Source organism: Bradyrhizobium sp. 22, from assembly GCF_000482425.1.
Taxonomy (GTDB): Bacteria; Pseudomonadota; Alphaproteobacteria; order Rhizobiales; family Xanthobacteraceae; genus Bradyrhizobium; species Bradyrhizobium japonicum_B.
In genome coordinates this window covers 4,325,497-4,343,819 of record NZ_KI519399.1, presented here as the reverse complement: position 1 = coordinate 4,343,819, position 18,323 = coordinate 4,325,497, and the positions used below count along the sequence as shown (strand labels likewise).

Genomic DNA, 18,323 nt, shown 5'->3' with positions numbered 1-18,323 from the left:
TGCGATCTCAGCTCTTCTTCCGCGGTCCGCGCTCGGTCGGCGGTTCGCTGCCTTCGGCCGCAGGCGGGGAGGCGGCCGGCTTGTCGCCGCCACCGCCGCCTTTGCGCGCGGAATCCTTGATGCCCTGCATGTCGCGGGCCTCGCGGATCAGGCCCGGCATCTTGGCGAGACTGCCGCCCTCGACGCCGATGTCGGCGAGGATCGAGTCGATCAGCGGCGCCTGGACGCGGTAGCGCAGGGCGGAATCGATCACCTCGTCGGTGGCGCTGCGGCCGCCATTGCCGTTTCCGTGGCCGTTGCCGTTGAGGCCGTCGACCTGGAGGATGCGGATGCCCTCGATCTTCTCCATCGGCTTGACGCTTTCGCGGACGATGCCCTCGATCCGGTCGAGCAGCTTTCTGCGGAACAGGGAATAGCGCGCCTGGTCGGTGAGCACGTTCTCGGCCTCGTTGAGCATCCGCTGCGCCTCGGCTTCGACGGCCGCGCGCACGCGCTCGGCCTCCGCGGCGATGCGGGTCTCCTCGGCCTGCTTCTCGGCGAGCAGCACCTCGACGGTCTTGCGGCGTTTTGCGATTTCGCTTTCGCGGGCGGTAATGACGCGCTCGGTCGCCTCCGTCGCCCGCATCCGCGCCTCCTCGGCCATGGCCTTGGCTGCGGATTCCTCCAGCGACTTCTGGTGAATGGCGATCGCCTTCTCCATCAGCACCGTCTCGACCTCCTTCTCCCGGTTGACCTCGAGCTTGCGCAGCTCGCGCTCGCGGCCGACGCGAGCCTCGTCGAGGCCGCGGTCGGAGGCGATGCGGGCGCGCTCGACCTCTTCGCGGGAGGCGATCTCGGCCTCCTGCAACGACTGGACGCGGGCGACCTCGAGCTGCTCGATGGCGCGGCGGCGCTCGAGCCGCGCGGCTTCCAGCGCCTGCTCGCGCGAGACGTCCGTGGTCTCGACCTCCTTGCGGGCAACGATCTCGGCCTGCCGGACCTGACGGTCGGCATCGATCCGTTCCGACTTCTTCGCGGAGAGCGCGATGACGCGGTCTTCGTCGGCAATCTCGATCGCCTTCTTCTGCTCGATGTTGAGCACCTCGCGCTTCTTGGACGAGTTGATACGCTCGGCCTCGAGCGCGAGATCGACCGTAATGCGTTGGCGCTCGATGGCATCGCGCCGCTTCAGTTCGGCGGCCTCGAGCACGCCGGTGCGCTCGATTTCCAGCGAGCGCGTGTCGCGCTCGGCCTGGATGCGTTCGGCCGCGACCGCCTTCTCCTGGGCGATGCGCGCCGCCTCGATCGCCTCGCGGGAGGCGATGTCGGCTTCCTCGACGGCCCGGTTGCGGGCGATCTCAAGCGAACGCACGCGCTCCTCCTGGGCGATACGCGAGGTCTCGGTGGTCTCGCGCGCGGCGATGCCGGCGACTTCGAGGGCCTGGTTGCGCTCGATCTCCAGCTGCCGGGTATTCTGCTCGGCGGCGATGCGCTCGGCGGCAAGCGTCCGCTCGCGGGCGATGCGGGCGGCTTCGACGGCGCGCTGCGCCTCGATCTCGGCCTCCTGGATGGTGCGCACCTGGTGGATCTCCAGCGCGCGGGTCCGCTCGTCGGAGGAGATGCGCTCGACGTTGACGATCAAGGTCTGGGCGATGCGTGCCTTTTCGGTGGCCTCGCGGGCGGCGATCTCGGCTTCATCCACGGCGCGGGTGCGCTCGATCTCGCGGCGCCTTGTCTCCTCCTCGTTGGCGATGCGGGCATCGGTGACGACACGGTCCTGCTGGATGCGGGCCTTCTCGATCGCCTCGCGCGCGGCGATCTCGGCTTCCTCCACGGTGCGCATCCGCTCGATCTCGCGCTGGCGGACTTCGCGCTCCGACGCAATCCGCGTCGTATCGATCGAGCGCTGGTTGGCGATCCGGGTCTTCTCGATCTCCTCACGCGCCAGCAGCTCCTTCTCCTCGATGGTGCGGGTGCGCTCGATCTCCTTCTGGCGGGTCTCGCGCTCGGAGGCGATGCGGGCCTCCGCGATCGCCTGCTCATTGGCGATCCGCGCACGTTCGATCGCCTCGCGTGCCGAGATGTGGGCCTGCTCGGCCTCGGTCTCGCGCAGCGCGCGCTCGCGGGCAACTTCCGTGCGCTGAAGCGCGCGGCGCATTTCAATGTCGCGTTCCTGCTCGAGCCGGGCGGTCTCGCTTTCGCGCTCGATGTCGAGCGCCTGACGCTCGGCCTCCAGATTGCGGGTGCGGATCTTGATCATCGAGTCCTGCTCGATGTCGTTGCGCAGCTTGCGCCGGGCCTCGATGTCCTCCATCAGGCGGGTCAAGCCTTCGGCGTCGAACCGGTTCGAGGGGTTGAAGAACTCGAGGTCGGTCTGGTCGAGATCGGTGATGGCGACCGATTCCAGCTCGAGACCGTTCTGCGCGAGGGCTTGTGCCGCATTGGTCTTGACCCGCTCGACATAGTCGCCGCGCCGCTCATGCATTTCCTCCAGGGTCATTTCCGAAGCGACGGAGCGGATCGCGGAAATGAACTTGCCGGCCAGCAGCGCGTGCAGCTGCTCCGGCTCCATGGTGCGGCGGCCGAGCGTCGCGGCCGCGATCGAGACGGCTTCACGGGTCGCCTGGACGCGGACGTAGAAGTCGGCCTCGATGTCGACCCGCATGCGATCGCGGGTGATCACCGCATCCTGCTTGGAACGTACGATGCCCATTGGCAGCACGTTCATGTTGACGGAGGTGTAGTCGTGGATGAAAGGCAGCACGAAGGCGCCGCCGTTGATCACCACGCGCTCACCGAGGAAGCCGGTCCGGACGAACGACACCTCCTTGGAGGAGCGGTGGTAGAGCCAGTTGACGATGTAGACGCCGATCACGATGACGACGACTGCGACGATCAGCCAGAGGATGAGCTCGCCGACCAGGATCCCTGACATGTTTTTCTCCCTCGATCGTTCCGGCGTTACTGCGCGCCGATCGCCTTGAATTTGCGTACCTGCTCCGTCAGAGCCCGCTCGACCGGCAGCCGCTCCATCGAAGAGGCGCCGTAGAAGCCATGGCAGTAGCGGGTGTTCTTCATGATGAAATCGGCATCGGCGGGATCCGCGATCGGCCCGCCGTGAGCGAGCACCAGAATATCGGGATTGACGCTGAGCGCGGCGGAGGCCCAGACGTCGATGCGCGCCGGGCAGTCCTTCAGCTTTGCTGCGGTCTGGGCGCCGATCGTGCCGCCGGTCGTGAGCCCGAGATGGCAGACGATGATATCGGCGCCGGCGATCGCCATCGCGGCGGCTTCCTTCTCGCTGAAGACGTACGGCGTCGTCAGGAGGTCCTTCTCGCGCGCCTTGGCGATCATGTCGATCTCCAGCGCGTAGGACATGCCGGTTTCTTCGAGGTTGGCGCGGAACACGCCGTCGATCAGACCCACCGTCGGAAAATTCTGCACGCCGGCAAAGCCGAGCGTCTTCAACTGGTCGAGAAAGACGTCCATGTCGCGGAACGGGTCGGTCCCGTTGACGCCGGCGAGCACCGGCGTCTTGCTGACCACGGGCAGAACTTCGCCAGCCATCTCCAGTACGATGGCGTTGGCGTCGCCATAAGCCATCAGTCCCGCCAGCGAGCCGCGACCGGCCATGCGATAGCGGCCGGAATTGTAGATGACGATGAGGTCGACACCGCCAGCCTCCTCGCATTTGGCGGACAGGCCGGTGCCGGCCCCGCCGCCGACGATCGGCTCGCCGCGCTTCGCCATCTCGCGGAATCGTTTCAGGAGTGCAGCGCGCTCAAACCGGGCCATCGGTCACCTCGCTAGTCTCCGCCGCGCCCCGGTGCGGCCGAACAGGGTTCGGAATGCACTGACGATGGCGGCGGCGAAATCGGGATCGTTGATGTTGTTGGGAACGCGGATGAGCTGGCGGTTGCCGGTCTGCCGCACGTCGCGCTCCAGCGCACGGAACAGGGCGGCATCGGCGTCCGGATCCCAGAACGGCTGGCCGCGCGCATCGAGTGCGGAGACGCCGCCCTCGGGCAGGAAGAAGCGCACCGGGCCATCCATCTGGTTGAGCCGCTCGGCGATCCAGCGGCCCATCCGTTCATTCTCTTCGACTGTCGTCCGCATCAGCGTGACCTGCGGATTGTGGACGTGGAACTTGCGGCCGCGATAGCGTTCGGGAATTGTGTCGGGCGCGCCGAAATTGACCATGTCGAGCGCGCCGACCGAGCCGACATAGGGCAGGCGGGTGCGGATGATCGCGCCGAAGCGATCCTCGGTGGCGGGAAACACGCCGCCCATCAGCAAGTCGCAGATCTCGGTTGTCGTGATATCGATGACACCGGCGAGTTGGCCGGATTCGACCAGCTTCTCCATCGAGCGGCCGCCGACGCCGGTGGCGTGGAAGACGAGACATTCGAAGTCCTCGCCCAGATCCGTCGCGATCTTCTGGACCGCCGGCGTCGTCACGCCGAACATGGTGATGCCGACCGCAGGCAGTGCTGGGTTGACGGCGCGCTGCCTTGTCTCGCGCTGATCGAGGCGCGCCTTGACCATGCCCGCGATCGCGTTGGCGCCGTTCGACAGCACGGCGCGCGAGATCGAGTTCAGTCCCTGAATGTCGGTGACCGAGTGCATCATGGTGATGTCGGCGGGGCCGACATAGGGCCCGATATCGCCGGAGGCGACGGACGAGATGATCAGCTTGGGCACGCCGACCGGCAGGGTGCGCATGCCCGGGGCAACCAGCGAGGCGGCGCCGGAGCCGCCGGCAGAGATCACGCCGGCGACGTTGCCCTGGCGCCGCAGCCAGTTGGCGAACGCGTCCGCCATCGCCGTCACGGCCGCGCCGCGGTCGGCGCCGAACACGGCCGCGCCGCCGCGGCCGTGGTTCAGCGCGATCTCCTGCGCGGAGACATCGCAGCTGGCGTGCTTGCCGCTGGTGGAGACGTCGACCAGGCGCGTGCGCAGGCCGGTCTCGGCGACGATGTCGCGGATGAAGCGGAGCTCCGTCCCCTTGGTGTCGAGCGTGCCGACGACCAGCACGACCGGAGGCCCCGACGACTGCGACGTCGCCGGCTCGCGCTTGCGCCGCGCCGTCTCGTCCAGGCGCGATACCTGCGTCGAGAGCGTGCGTGCCGCCGCTTCGATCCGTGCGATCGGCGCGGGTTGGGACCAGCGTGTCGGCGGTGTCGGGTTGGAGATGTAGATCCGGATCGGGCCGCTCGGTCGGGCGGCCTGCGGCGCCGGCTTCGCGTCCGGGCCTGGCGCCGGCACGTCGAGATCCGGCGTAAGCTCGGCATGCAAGCCGACGCCAAGCAGACGCTGCTGCAACTCGCGGTCGGCGGCGAGCCGCGCCGAGTCGATGATGCGGTTGATGCGGCCGTTGACCATGATGGCGACATTGCGCGAGATCGCGGTCGCCACGCCGATATTCTGCTCGATCACGAGCACGGACATGTCGCCGTCCTCGCCCAACCGCAGCAGCATCTCCTCGACCTGGGCGACGATGACCGGCGCGAGGCCTTCGGTCGGTTCGTCCATGACGAGGAGCTGCGGGTTGGTCAGCAGCGCGCGCGCGATCGCGAGCATCTGCTGCTCGCCGCCGGAGAGCTGGCTGCCGCCATGGTCCTTGCGCTCGGCGAGGCGCGGAAAAGTGTCGTAGATGCGCTCGACGGTCCAGGCGCCCGACCGCATCCCGCCGGCAAGCTGGAGATGCTCGTCCACGCTGAGCGAGCGCCAGAGCCGGCGGCCCTGCGGCACATAGCCGACGCCGAGGCGCGCGATGTGAGCGGGCGGCCGCCGCGTGATGTCCTCGCCGCGGACCCGGATCGAGCCGCCGCTGACCGGCACCAGGCCCATGATGGCCTTGCACAGCGTGGTCTTGCCCATGCCGTTGCGGCCCACGACGGAGAACACGCCGCTCTCCAGTGAAAGGTCGACGCCCTGGAGCGCGTGCGAATGGCCGTAATAGACATCGAGCCCGCGGACCTCGAGCGCAGCGGAATTGCGGCGGGCCTCATTCATGGCCGCCTCCGAGATATAGCTCCTGCACTTCAGGATCGGACTGAATCTCTTCCGGCGGGCCTTCCTTGAAGATGCGGCCGTTGTGCATCATCGTCACGCTCTCGACGACGCGCAGCGCCACGTCCATGTCGTGCTCGATGATGATGTAGCCGATATGGGCCGGCAGCGAGGTCAGGATCTCGATCAGCTCGGCGCGCTCGGTCGGCGAAAGCCCTGCGGCCGGCTCGTCGAACAGCACGAAGCGCGGGGCCCCGGCGAGCGCCAGTGCGATCTCGAGCTGGCGCTGCTGCCCGTGCGCGAGCTCGGCGACGCGCTGGTCCTTGACCCCGGTCAGATGCACGGCCTGCACCAGGCTGTCGGCAGCGTGCATCAGCGCGTCGTTGTGGCCGGGGCGCAGGAACGAGAACCGTCCGCGGGAGACGCCGCGGCAGGCGAGGTAGACGTTGTCCTGCACGGTGAGGCCGGGAAACAGCGCGGAAATCTGATAGGTGCGCCGCAGCCCCCGGCGGATGCGCTCATAAGGCGGGAAATGCGTGACGTCTTCGCCGAAGAAGCGGATCGTGCCTGATGTCGGCGGGAAGTCGCCGGTGATGCAGTTGAACAGCGTGGTCTTGCCGGCGCCGTTGGAGCCGAGCACCGCGCGGCGTTCGCCGGGACGCACGGTGATGGTGACGTCGGTCAAGGCCGCCAGCGCGCCGAACAGCCGCGTCACGCCGCGCAGTTCCAGCGCTGCGCCGGCGCCGACGGCGGAGAGGCGCTGGGCGACGCTATCCATGGCCGCGCCCTCCGCCCTGGCGGCCCGTCTCGCGTAGCCGGCTCTGGCGCCAGCGCTGCCAGAGACCGATGACGCCGTCCGATGACCAGAACACGATGGCAAGAAAGCCGAGGCCGATCAGCAGGCGGAAACGGTTGCCGTCGAGCCCGATCTTGACCAGGAAGTCGAGTGCGAAGGTGCGCAGGAGCACGAAGACCAGCGCGCCGATATAGGGACCGACCGGGCGGGTGATGCCGCCGACGACGGCGATGATGAGGATGTCGATGCAGGCGCCGACGCTGACCGAGCCGGGCGAGATCTGGCGATAGTTCCAGACCTGGAGCACACCGGCAAGGCCCGCGATGAAGGACGCCACCGCATAGGCCGCGACGCGGTGGGCATTGACGTTGAAGCCCAGCGCGGACATGCGGCGCGGATTGTCGCGCACGCCCTGGAGGGCGAGACCGAATGGCGCACGGGAGATGTAGTCGACCGCAAAATAGCAGAGGCCGGCTGTCGCGAGCACGATATAGTAGAAGGGAATGTCCGCCCGCCAGTCGACGCCCCAGAAACGCGGCGTCGAGACGTTGTTGATGCCGGTGTGGCCGTTGAAGATCGCCCAGTTCTGGTTGGTGAAGTAGTAGAACGCGGCGCCGATCGCCAGCGTGATCATGATGGTGTAGATGCCCTCGGTGCGCACCGCCAGCGCGCCGCCGAGCGTGCCGAAGACGACTGCCAGCGTCAGCGCCATCGGCACCGCCAGCCACCACGGCCAGCCGAGGCTGATATTGGCATTGCCGCTGACGCCGAACACCGCGACCATGTAAGCGCAGAAGCCCGCGATGGTGAGCTGCATCAGGCTGACCATGCCGCCATATCCGGCCAGGAACATCAGGCTGAGCGCGACGGTGCCGAGGATCAAGGTGGTGGCAAAGATCTCGATCAGGAAGAAGCCGTTGGCGATCAGCGGCATGATCAGCAGGATGGCCGCCACGATCCAGGCCGCGGGATTGTTGATGTCGGGCCAGCCGCGCGCAGCCGGCCGTCCCACCGTCGACGCGGGCCTGTGAACCTGAACGCGGGCGTCATGAGTGACGGACATCTCAGCGCCTCGCCAGCAGGCCCTGCGGCCGCAGCGCCAGTACCAGCACCATGATCAGGAAGGTCACGACGATGGCGTAAGTCGGGATGTAGACCGAGCCGAGCTGCTCGGCGAGGCCGATGATCAGCGCGCCGAGCGCGGCGCCGGGGATCGAGCCCATGCCGCCCACGATCACGACGACGAGAGAGGCGAGCAGGAAACGGATGTCCTCACCGGGCGAGAGCGACTGGAACGTGCCGCCGACCACGCCGGCGATGCCGGCAAGCCCGGCGCCGAGCGCGAAGACGAGCACGAAGACGACCTGGATGCGGACGCCGGTCGCAGCGAGGATGTCGCGGTCGTCGACGCCGGCGCGGATGATCATGCCGATCCGGGTGCGGTTGAGCGCGAGCCACATCGCGATGCCGATGACGGCGGAGGCCAGGAAGATCACGAGCCGAACCAGCGGATAGCGCAGGTAGACCGGCTCGCCAGAGGATTTCACCGCGGTGAGCAGCGGCAGCTCGATCGGACCGATCAGCCAGTTGGGAGTCTGGATCTGGTAGAAGTCGCCGCCGCAGGCCCACAGCATCAGGTCGGCGAACACGATCGAGAGCCCGATCGTCACCATGGTCTGGCGCAGGTCCTGGCCCTCCATGCGGCGGAACACGAGAACCTGGAGCAGCACGCCGACCAGCGCGGTCAGGACGAAGGCGACGATGAACGACAGCACCCAGGAGCCGGTGGAGGCGCTGATGGCGTAACCGACATAGCCGCCAAACAAATAGAGCGAGCCGTGCGCGAGATTGACGTTGCGCATCAGGCCGAAGATCAGCGTAAAACCGCTGGCGACGAGAAAATAGAGACCTCCGAGCGTGATGCCGTTGAAGAGCGCGTTGAGAAACACCCGCTTGCGGCCGACAGCCTCTTCGAGGCCCGGCGGCCATACCGCGAAGATCAGCCACAGCGCCACCGCGACCGCGATGATGACGATCAATGCCCAGGCGGGATGGCGCTCGACGAAGCGGCTCATGATCGCCGCTCCGTCTCGAGGTCGATCCAACCCTCTCCCTGCAAGCGAGGTGAGGGGGCGCGCAGACCGTCACCGGCCGCAAGCCCTGCCATGAACGTGCGCTCCCTGTCGACCGCGGTCCTCGTGTCGGGACCGCGTTCCGCACATCCTAATGGGGCTGATGGGGACGCATTTGATCGTGAGTATCTTTTCGCGCGCCCGTCAGGCGCGCAAAACCTTGGCGGCGCGGCGATAATCGGTCGGGGCCATCCCGACATTGGCGGCGAAAAAACGCGTGAAGCCGCTTTGCGAGGAGAAGCCGAGATCGAAGCCGATATCGGCGATCGGCGCCTCGCTCGCCACCAGCGCCTCCAGCGCCTGCTCCATCATCAGCGTGTTGAGATAGAGATGGGGCGTGACGCCGGTCTGGGTGCGGAACAGCCGGTAGAAGTGCGGTCGCGACAGACCGGATTCGCGCGCGATGGTGTCGAGCTCGATCTCGGCGCCGGGACTTTCCGACATCATCTTGATGCACTTGCGCACGCGAAAATCGGTAACGGAGCCGTTCGCGCGCGGATCGCGCGCGGCCTCCGCCTGTTGCCAACTCTCGTCGTAGCAGATGTCGATCAACCTTCTCAGCTCGCCGTCGAGGCTGTTGAGCGAGGGTGCGCCGCAGACGAGGGCGGCTGCGTGCCGGATATGCTTGTCCAGCGCGACCGACCGCGTGAACTGGGTGCGGCCGAAGCGCAACCGGTCGGTGCCGGGCGCGTCGGGCGCAAACCATTCCGCGTTGACATAGAGCACGAAGAAAACGGCGCCGCCTTCGAGGTCGGACGGCAGGAAATTATGCGGCTCCCATGGATTGACGGCGACGACGGAACCTTCGGTGAGCTCGTAACGTCCATCGCTGACATCGATGCATGCGGGACGCCCCCCGACATGGAAGATCAAATGACCTTCACGATGCGCGTGAATGTTGAAAGGGCGGTTCAACTGATAGACCGTCGCCCGGCCGAAGCGGCCGTGGAAGACGGCGAGCGCCCGGCTCATGCCTTCCCTCCCAGAAGCTCTTCGTTTTTCCGATAGCGTTCAACAACCGGGGAGAGAATGCAAGTGCGCACACGTCGCGCCTTTACAAATCTCTCCCCGGTCAGTCATCGCCCGCAACGGGACTACGTCAGTACTTCTTACATTCCGGTACTGTACGGCTTGGCAAACCGATCTTGGCGAACACCGCAGGGTCATAGCCCAGCGTCTGGTTGACGTTGGGGATCACCTTCACGACCTTCGAGAACAGCGCGCCCTTGCCGTCGTCGACGACTTCGGTGACGAAGTTCGTGCCGATCGCCTGTCGGTTGGAGTCGAGCTTGATCTTGCCGTTGGGCGCGTCGATCTCGATCTTGGCGAGGGCTTCCTTGTATTTGGCCTGGTTGTTGGAGAGATCGCCATTGACCTGCCGTAGCGCCAGGATCAGCGCCATGGTCGAGTCGTAATAGTTGGTGGCGAGCAGTGACGGGCTGGGGAAGCGCTTGTTGGGCGGGAAGGCGTCCTGATAGGCCTTCACGAATTTCTGCCAGCCCGGATCCTCCCAGGTGTCGGCCTGGCCACTCGCCGCGATGGTGCCGATTAGAGCGTTCTTGGCGTTGCCCTTGGACGACAGGATGGTCTGGTCGATCATGATGGAGCCGCCCATCAGATGCGCCTTGCCGCCGGCTTGCTGATACTGGTTGAGGAAGTTGACGGCGTCGGCGCCGCCGAGGCCCAGATAGATCGCATCGACATCGTCGGGCAGCGCCGCGATGACCGAGGCGAAGTCCTTGGTGCCGAGCGGCACCCATTGCCGGTTGGTGACCTGTCCGCCGGCGCCGCAGAATTCGAGCACGAGGCCGAACACCTGGGTGTAGATGAAGGAATAATCCTCGCCGACTGTCGCGATCTTGCGATACTTCTTCTCCTCATAGGCGTATTTGCCGAGGCCCACCTGCCACTGCGCGCCGTCCATGTTGTAACGGAAGAAGTTCGGAGCGGGATCGACATAGGTCGTTTCCTGGGCACCCGAGGCGGCGTTGATGAAGGTCAGCTCCGGATGGGTCTTTGCGAAATTCTTGACGGCGATGCCTTCGTCACCGGATAGCGGGGACAGCAGGATCTGCACCTTGTCCTGCTCGATCAGCTTTCGCACGGCACGGACCGCGGAATCGGGCGTCGCGTCGGTGGAGGCGATGATGAACTCGAGCTCCTTGTCGCCGACTTTCTTGCCCAGCACGTTCAGCGCGGTCTGATGGCCGCGGATGCCGTCCTCGCCGAGCACCGTATAGGTGCCTTCGAGCGTGGCGGTGACGCCGACCTTGATCTTCTCCTGCGCGATCGCCGCGCCCGAAAGAAACAGGCTGCTCAGCGCGAGCAGTCCCACACTGCATTTCGACATTTTGCTCCTCCCTGTATCGCAGCTTTGTTGCCGCGCGACGCCCGTGGCTCTCGAACAGCCCGCGGCTTTGGAGGGAAGCTAGCCGAAGTCGAATGCGCCTGCCCGCGTGGGCGCCTCGTCTGGTTTGACGGGCAGTCTCATTTTTGAATGTTGCGGCGCAAGTTGTTTTGCAGTGCAAGCGGTGACCGCGCCGTGCCCCGATGCAGCCGCGGTCCTCGGCATCTCACACCCAGCCGCCATCCACGATGTAGTGCTGCGCGGTGCAGGCGGAGGCTTCGTCGGAGGCGAGAAAGACGGTGAACCTGGCGACCTCGTCGGGCACGAGCTTGCGCTTCAGGCATTGCCGCTGCATCAGTTCCACCTCGCCCTCCGGCGTCATCCATTTCTCGAGCTGGCGCTCGGTCATGATCCAGCCCGGTGCGATCGCGTTCACGCGGATATTGTAGGGACCATAGTCGCGCGCCAAGGAGCGCGTGAGACCGATGACGCCGGACTTGCTGGCCGTGTACGCAGCCATGCCGCCTTGTCCGGCGATCCACGACACCGAGCCGAAATTGATGATGGCGCCGGCATTTGCCGCCTTCATGTCCGGCAGCACGGCCTGCGCCGCAAAGAACTGGTGCTTCAGGTTGACCGCGATGCGGTCGTCCCAATATTCCGGGGTCATCTCCTCGGTCTTGTGCCGTTCATCATTCGCCGCATTGTTGACGAGGATGTTGATCGCGCCGTGCGCGCTGCGCACCTCCGCGATGCCGGCTCGCAACGCGGCGATATCGGTCAGGTCGACGTGCCGGAAATGCGCAGCCAGACCCTGATCGGACAACTCGCTCGCGAGGCGCTGACCTTCCTCGGCCTTGATGTCGAAGAACACGACCTCGGATTTCTGTTGCGCGAAGCGCCGCACGATCGCAGCGCCAATTCCAGATGCGCCACCGGTGACAAGAACGACCTTGCGGGCGAGGTCGGAATAAACGGCGGTCATGGTCACCTCTCGAGTTGCGTTTGCGGGACGGCGCAGCGCGCCGCCCATCTCTCCCTGGACCAACCTTAGCTGTTCCCGTCTGAGGTCCATAGATCAGAATTTTAGTTGCGCACCTCAAAAATCGAAGGCAGGATTGCGATCAACGAATAAAAGCCGGTGGGAGGAATGTGATGAGACTGCTCGGGAAGCTGGGACTCGCCGCTGCCGCCTGTCTGCTTTGGGCCAATTCGGCCGCAGCCGACACCACGATCAAATGGCTGCACATCGAGGTTAACCCGGCCCAGGTTAAGATCTGGGAGGAGGTCGCACGCAGCTACGAGGCGTCGCACCCCGGCGTGAAGGTCGAGATGCAGTTCCTCGAGAACGAGGCTTACAAGGCCAAGCTGCCGACCATCCTGCAATCGAAGGACCGGCCGCACATCATCTATAGTTGGGCCGGCGGAGTGCTGAAGGCGCAGGTCGAGGCGGGCGTGCTGGAAGACATCACCGACTCCGTGAGGAGCGGCGGCTACGGCGACACGATCGCACCGGCGGCGCTCGCCGCCTTCACCCAGAACGGCCGCGTCTTTGGACTTCCGATCGCGCTATCGCAGGTCGGCTTTCTCTACAACAAGGATTTGATGGCCAAGGGCAATGTCGATGCAAGTAAGATCAAGACATGGGACGATCTGCTCGGCGCGGTGAAGACGCTGAACGCCGCGGGTGTTACGCCGATCGTGGTTGGCGGCGCCGACAAATGGCCGCTGCATTTCTACTGGACGCATCTCGCAGTGCGCGTCGGCGGCAAGCCGGCCTTCGATGCAGCGCTGAAGGGTGAGAATGGTGGCTTCGCCGGGGAGACCTTCCAGAGATCCGGCGAGCTGTTCAAGCAGCTGGTCGATCTCCAGCCGTTCCAGAATGGCTTCCTCGGCTTCAAGAACCCGCAGGCCGTCGGCTATTTCGGTGACGGAAAGGCCGCGATGATCCTGGCCATCTCGTCCTTCTATCACACCCAGCGCGCACTCGCCGCCGACAAGGTCGGTCTCGGCGACGACAAGCTTGGCTGGTTCGATTTTCCGGTCGTACCCGGCGGCAAGGGTGAGCCGTCAGACACGCTCGGCGGCATCACCGGCTGGTTGATCACCAAGGGGGCGCCCAAGGAAGCCACCGACTTCCTGAAATTCTTTATCTCCAAGGACGTGCAGGCGCGGCTTGCCGCCGGCAACTTCATCGTTCCCGTCGTCAAGGGCGGCGAGGCCGGCCTCAGCAGCGCCTTCATGAAGCAGATCGCGGCCAATCTGGCGAAATCCAACTATCATCAGAATTTCTATGACCAGAGCCTGGGCCCCTCCGTCGGCCGCGTCGTCAATGACGTCACCGCGGAAATCGCCGGTGGCAGCATGAACCCGCGGGACGCTGCGAAAGCCATCGAGGCGGCGTGGAAGCAGGGCAATTGAGGTGGCGCGACGGATCGCGATCGCGCCCGCGATGCGCGTCGCCGCCGAGACGGCGCCGCGGGCCGCTGTTCGCGGCCCGAGCTGGGACGGCCGCTTCACGGTCCTGATCCTGTTCCTGCCGCCGGCGCTGCTGTTGTTCACCTTGTTCGTGGTGTTGCCGATCGGCGAGGCCGCCTGGTACTCGGCCTTCAATTGGAACGGGTTCGGCAGGCCGACCAACTGGATTGGATTCGACAATTACCGCTTCGTGCTGGAGACGCGCGCCTTCTGGCTCGCACTGCGCAACAACGGGCTGATCATCGCGGTCTCGCTCGCGATCCAGCTGCCGCTTGCGCTGACGCTGGCCCTGATGCTCGCCGAGCGCTTTCGGGGCGCCGTGGCGCTGCGCATGCTGTTCTTCATGCCCTACATCTTGGCCGAGATCGCGACCGGGCTGATCTTCTCGTTCGTCTATGACGGCGACTACGGCCTGGTCGCCTCGATCTGGCGCGCCTTCGGCGCCGAGCCGCCGCATCTCCTGGCCTCGACCGACACGGCGATGCTGGCGGTGCTGATCGTGATCGTCTGGAAGTATTTCGGCTTCCACATGATGCTGTTCATCGCCGCGCTCCAGGGCCTCGACAAGAGCCTGGTCGAGGCGGCGAGAATCGACGGTGCAACGCGCTCGCAGGCGCTGCGTCACGTCGTCATCCCCTTGCTCTATCCGACGATCCGGCTCTCGGTGTTCTTCGCCATCGTCGGCTCGCTGCAGCTGTTCGACCTGGTCATGCCGCTGACGCGCGGGGGCCCTGCGGATTCCTCCAACACCATGGTGAGCTTCCTCTACAACAATGGAATCTCGCGCATGCGGGTCGGCTACGGCAGCGCCATCGGCGTGATCCTGTTCCTGATCTGCGTGACCTTTGCCTTCACTTACAAGCGATGGTTCATGCGCGATGAATAGTGCCGAAACCGCCCGCGCGCCGTTCGATCCCGCCGTGCCGCTCAAGACGGTGTTCCTCGCCGTCGTCGCCGTCTTCGTGCTGGTGCCGCTGCTCGCGACCGTGCTCGGAGGCTTCAAGTCGCTCGGCGAATTGCGGGTCAATCCGTTCGGCTGGCCCATGCACTGGGAATGGCAGAATTGCGCCGACATCCTGTTCTCAGCGCGCTACTGGCAGCTCCTGCGCAACTCGCTGATCATCTCGACGCTCACGGTGACCTTGACCCTGATCGTCGCATCGATGGCGGCTTTCACCTTCGCCCATGTCAAGTTCTACGGCAGCTCGATGCTGTTGAGCTACCTGACGCTCGGTCTGCTGTTTCCGGCCGCGACCGCCGTGCTGCCCTTGTTCATCAAGGTGCGCGACCTCGGACTGCTCGATACCTATTTCGGCGTCGCGCTGCCGCAAGTGGCCTTCGGCCTCGCCATGAGCGTGCTGCTGCTGCGGCGCTTCTTCAAGGACATTCCCCACGAGCTGCTCGAGGCGGCGCTGGTCGACGGCTGCAGCTACATCAAGTTCTTCCGTTACGTGACATTGCCGCTGTCTCGGCCGATCCTGGCCACCGTCGGGACCATCACCTTCGTCAACAGCTGGAACGCCTATCTGTTGCCGCTCGTGATGCTCAACACCGATGCGCTCTATCCCTGGCCGCTCGGCATCATGATCTACCAGGGCGAATATTCGTCCGAATGGCACCTGATCCTGGCCTTCATCACGCTCACCATCCTGCCGACGATCATTCTCTTTCTGCTCGCGCAAAAGCACATCGTCGCCGGCCTCACCGCAGGCGCGGTGAAGGGATGAGGACTTCACGGAGAACGCAATGAGAAAAGTCGGCGTCGGAATCATCGGCTGCGGTGTGATCAGCACCGCCTACCTCAAGGCAGCGCAGCGCTTCCCGGTCATGGAGGTCAAAGCGCTGGCCGACATGCGCAGCGACATGGCGGAGCGGCAGGGGGCCGCCTTCGGGCTGCCGGCGATGCGGGTCGATCAGCTGCTCAAGCGCGACGACGTCGAGATCGTCATCAACCTCACCGTGCCGCTCGCCCACACCGACGTCAGCCTCGCGGTGCTGAATGCCGGCAAGCACGTCCATTCCGAGAAGCCGCTCGGCATCAACGTCGCGGAGGCCCGCAAGGTGATGGATCTCGCTGCCGAGAAAGGTCTTCGTGTCGGCTGCGCGCCCGACACGTTCCTTGGCGGCGGACACCAGACCGCGCGCAAGCTGATTGACGACGGCGCGATCGGCACGCCGGTTGCGGGCAGTGCCTTTTTCGGCTGCCCGGGCCACGAGCGCTGGCATCCGGCGCCCGGCTTCTATTACTTGCGCGGTGGCGGCCCGATGCTCGACATGGGTCCGTATTACATCACCGATCTCGTGCAGCTGCTCGGACCGGTCGCCAGCGTGATGGGCTCGACCGCGCGCCCGAAGACCGAGCGTCTCGTCACCAGCCAGCCGATGAACGGCAGCTTGATCCCGGTCGAGGTTTCGACCCATGTCGCAGGCACGCTCGAATTCGAGAGCGGAGCAGTCGTCTCGATCGCGATGAGCTTCGACGTGCCGAAGCACCGCCATGCGCCGATCGAGATCTATGGCGACAAGGGCAGCATGCTGGTGCCGGACCCGAACCGCTTCGGCGGCGAGGTGCAGATCGCCAGGACCGGCGGTGAATGGGAGACGGTGCCGTTGACCCACGGTCATGTCGAGGGTGAGTTCCGTTCCATCGGTGTCGCCGATATGGCCGCCGCGATCCTCAACGATCGGCCGCATCGCGCCAGCGGCGCGCTCGCCTTCCACGTGCTGGAGGTGATGGAGGCGTTCCAGACCTCCGCCGACGAGGGGCGCCGCGTCAAGATCGAGAGCCGCGTCGAGCGGCCGGCGATGCTGCCCACGGGGCGTGAAACCGGACAGATCGATTGAGGGAATGACCATGCGCAAGGCAATGATTGTTTGGGGCGGCTGGCCGGGACACGATCCGGATCTGTGTGCCTCGATGATCCGCGGCTGGCTCAGGGCGGAAGGTTTCGAGGTCCGGATCGAAACGACGACGGAGGCATTCGGCGATCCGGCGATCCATGATCTCTCGTTGATCATCCCGATCTACACCATGTCGAAGATCGAGAAGGCGGACGCGCTGAATCTCTGCGCTGCGGTGCGCGGCGGCGTCGGGCTCGCCGGCCATCATGGCGGCATGTGCGATGCCTTCCGCGAGTCCGTCGAATACCAGTTCCTGTGCGGCGGGCAATGGGTCGCCCATCCCGGCAACATCATCGACTACAAAGTCGACTTGACGAAGCCGGACGACCCCATCATGAAGGGCGTGAAGAGTTTCGAGCATCGTTCCGAGCAGTACTACATGCATGTCGACCCCGCCAACGAGGTGCTGGCGACGACGACCTTTACCGGCGAGCACGCGCCCTGGATCGAGGGCGTGGTGATGCCCGTGGTGTGGAAAAAGCGCTACGGCGCGGGCAGGGTGTTCTATTCCTCGCTCGGCCACCGCGCCTACGAGCTCGATGTGCCGGAGATCCGCACCCTGATGACCCGCGGCATGCTGTGGGCGGCGCGCGAATGAGAGCTGACGCGACGCAGCCGGTCGTTCGCGCCACGCTCGAGGATGTCGCGCGGGCCGCCGGCGTTTCGCTCGCGACCGTCGACCGCGTCGTCAACCGGCGCGAGGGCGTGCGCGCCAAGACCGTTGCGCGTGTCGAGGCCGCCGTCGCCAAGCTGGGCTACCGCGCCGACGTGGCGGCGGCGCGGCTCGCACGCGGGCAGAGCTTTCGCTTCGCCTTCGTGCTGCCGACCGGCAGCAACAGCTTCATGACCAATCTGGCCGAGCAGGTCCAGCGCACCGCAGACTGGCTTGCCGGCCAGCGCGGCTTCATCGACATCCTCCATGTCGATGTGTTCGATCCGGATGTGCTGGCCGGCACGCTGGAGGACTTGTCGCCGGCCTATCAGGGCGTCGCCGTCATCGCGCTCGACCACCCAAGGGTGCGCGCTGCGATCGACGAGCTCACCGCGCGCGGGGTCGCCGTGGTGACCCTCGTATCGGACGCGCCGAGCTCGCGCCGTCTGCATTATGTCGGCATCGACAACCCGGCCGCGGGACGAACTGCCGCAACGCTGCTGGGACGCTTCCTCGCCGGCCGCGAGGGGGCGGTCGCCGTGATCGCCGGGTCGTTGTCGCTGCGCGATCACACCGAGCGGCAGTTCGGTTTTCACCAGATCCTCTCCAGCGAGTATCCGAACCTGCGCATGCTACCGGTCATCGAGGGTCGCGACGACAGCGCACGCACGCGAGAGCTCACCACCGCGCTGCTGGCGCGCCATGCCGATCTCCGCGGCATATATTGCTGCGGCGCCGGAAATCGTGGCATCGCCGATGCGCTCGAAGGCTCCGGCCGCGCGCGCGAGGTGGTCTGGATCACCCACGAGCTCACCCAGTACACACGGCGTTTCCTGGTGCGCGGCACGCTCGATGCCATCATCAACCAGGATCCCGGCCACGAGGCGCGGTCTGCGGCGCGGGTCCTGCTCGCGCATTGTTCGGGTGAGCCGATCAGCCCCGATCAGGAGCGCATCCGCATCGACATTTTTCTGCGGGACAATCTGCCGTAACGTTGCGCAGCGGTCGCAAGGCTGGTTCAGCGCC

At 65.7% G+C, this 18,323-nt stretch carries 15 protein-coding genes; 6 read left to right on the top strand and 9 right to left on the bottom strand.

The window, feature by feature from the left end; genetic code table 11:
- Positions 1-7 precede the first annotated feature (7 nt).
- The 9 genes from K410_RS0122125 to K410_RS0122085 all read right to left on the bottom strand — a co-directional run bounded on the left by K410_RS0122125 (position 8) and on the right by K410_RS0122085 (position 12,251).
- On the bottom strand, positions 8-2,914 hold the full coding sequence (locus K410_RS0122125) for a flotillin family protein (RefSeq protein ID WP_028136903.1): 2,907 nt from the start codon (positions 2,912-2,914) through the stop codon (positions 8-10).
- 26 nt (positions 2,915-2,940) lie between these two features.
- Positions 2,941-3,774, bottom strand: coding sequence for a phosphoenolpyruvate hydrolase family protein (locus K410_RS0122120; protein ID WP_028136902.1), 834 nt, complete (start codon positions 3,772-3,774; stop codon positions 2,941-2,943).
- 3 nt (positions 3,775-3,777) lie between these two features.
- The gene (locus K410_RS0122115; protein ID WP_028136901.1) at positions 3,778-5,994 is read right to left on the bottom strand and encodes an ABC transporter permease; all 2,217 of its coding nucleotides are present in this window, start codon (positions 5,992-5,994) and stop codon (positions 3,778-3,780) included.
- The gene (locus K410_RS0122110) at positions 5,987-6,769 is read right to left on the bottom strand and encodes an ABC transporter ATP-binding protein (protein WP_028136900.1); all 783 of its coding nucleotides are present in this window, start codon (positions 6,767-6,769) and stop codon (positions 5,987-5,989) included. The genes K410_RS0122115 and K410_RS0122110 overlap by 8 nt, the downstream gene beginning before the upstream one ends.
- A complete protein-coding gene (locus tag K410_RS0122105) occupies positions 6,762-7,850 on the bottom strand; it encodes a branched-chain amino acid ABC transporter permease (RefSeq protein WP_028136899.1) in 1,089 nt (362 codons plus the stop codon). Before K410_RS0122105 ends, K410_RS0122110 begins: the two co-directional genes overlap by 8 nt.
- Position 7,851: 1 nt before the next feature.
- On the bottom strand, positions 7,852-8,862 hold the full coding sequence (locus K410_RS0122100) for a branched-chain amino acid ABC transporter permease (RefSeq protein WP_028136898.1): 1,011 nt from the start codon (positions 8,860-8,862) through the stop codon (positions 7,852-7,854).
- Positions 8,863-9,063: 201 nt separating this feature from the next.
- Positions 9,064-9,891, bottom strand: a complete 828-nt coding sequence (locus tag K410_RS0122095) for a helix-turn-helix transcriptional regulator (protein WP_028136897.1) — start codon at positions 9,889-9,891, stop codon at positions 9,064-9,066.
- A 127-nt stretch (positions 9,892-10,018) separates the two neighbouring features.
- A complete protein-coding gene (locus K410_RS0122090; protein ID WP_028136896.1) occupies positions 10,019-11,269 on the bottom strand; it encodes an ABC transporter substrate-binding protein in 1,251 nt (416 codons plus the stop codon).
- Positions 11,270-11,492: 223 nt separating this feature from the next.
- Positions 11,493-12,251 (bottom strand): SDR family NAD(P)-dependent oxidoreductase, encoded by a 759-nt coding sequence (locus K410_RS0122085; RefSeq protein WP_028136895.1) that lies wholly within the window; start codon positions 12,249-12,251, stop codon positions 11,493-11,495.
- A 170-nt stretch (positions 12,252-12,421) separates the two neighbouring features.
- On the opposite strand from K410_RS0122085, the gene K410_RS0122080 reads away from it, so the two are divergent.
- The 6 genes from K410_RS0122080 to K410_RS0122055 are packed head-to-tail and all read left to right on the top strand — an operon-like array spanning position 12,422 to position 18,289.
- Positions 12,422-13,687 carry an extracellular solute-binding protein gene (locus K410_RS0122080; protein ID WP_028136894.1) on the top strand — a complete coding sequence of 422 codons (1,266 nt, stop codon included), beginning with the start codon at positions 12,422-12,424 and terminating at the stop codon, positions 13,685-13,687.
- A 1-nt stretch (position 13,688) separates the two neighbouring features.
- Positions 13,689-14,630 (top strand): carbohydrate ABC transporter permease, encoded by a 942-nt coding sequence (locus K410_RS0122075; protein WP_028136893.1) that lies wholly within the window; start codon positions 13,689-13,691, stop codon positions 14,628-14,630.
- Positions 14,623-15,471: a carbohydrate ABC transporter permease gene (locus K410_RS0122070; RefSeq protein ID WP_028136892.1), complete on the top strand. Its 849-nt coding sequence runs from the start codon at positions 14,623-14,625 to the stop codon at positions 15,469-15,471. Before K410_RS0122075 ends, K410_RS0122070 begins: the two co-directional genes overlap by 8 nt.
- Positions 15,472-15,490: 19 nt before the next feature.
- Positions 15,491-16,588: a Gfo/Idh/MocA family protein gene (locus tag K410_RS0122065; protein WP_028136891.1), complete on the top strand. Its 1,098-nt coding sequence runs from the start codon at positions 15,491-15,493 to the stop codon at positions 16,586-16,588.
- A gap of 10 nt (positions 16,589-16,598) precedes the next feature.
- The gene (locus K410_RS0122060) at positions 16,599-17,243 is read left to right on the top strand and encodes a ThuA domain-containing protein (RefSeq protein ID WP_028136890.1); all 645 of its coding nucleotides are present in this window, start codon (positions 16,599-16,601) and stop codon (positions 17,241-17,243) included.
- The gene (locus K410_RS0122055; RefSeq protein ID WP_028136889.1) at positions 17,240-18,289 is read left to right on the top strand and encodes a LacI family DNA-binding transcriptional regulator; all 1,050 of its coding nucleotides are present in this window, start codon (positions 17,240-17,242) and stop codon (positions 18,287-18,289) included. Before K410_RS0122060 ends, K410_RS0122055 begins: the two co-directional genes overlap by 4 nt.
- Positions 18,290-18,323 lie beyond the last annotated feature (34 nt).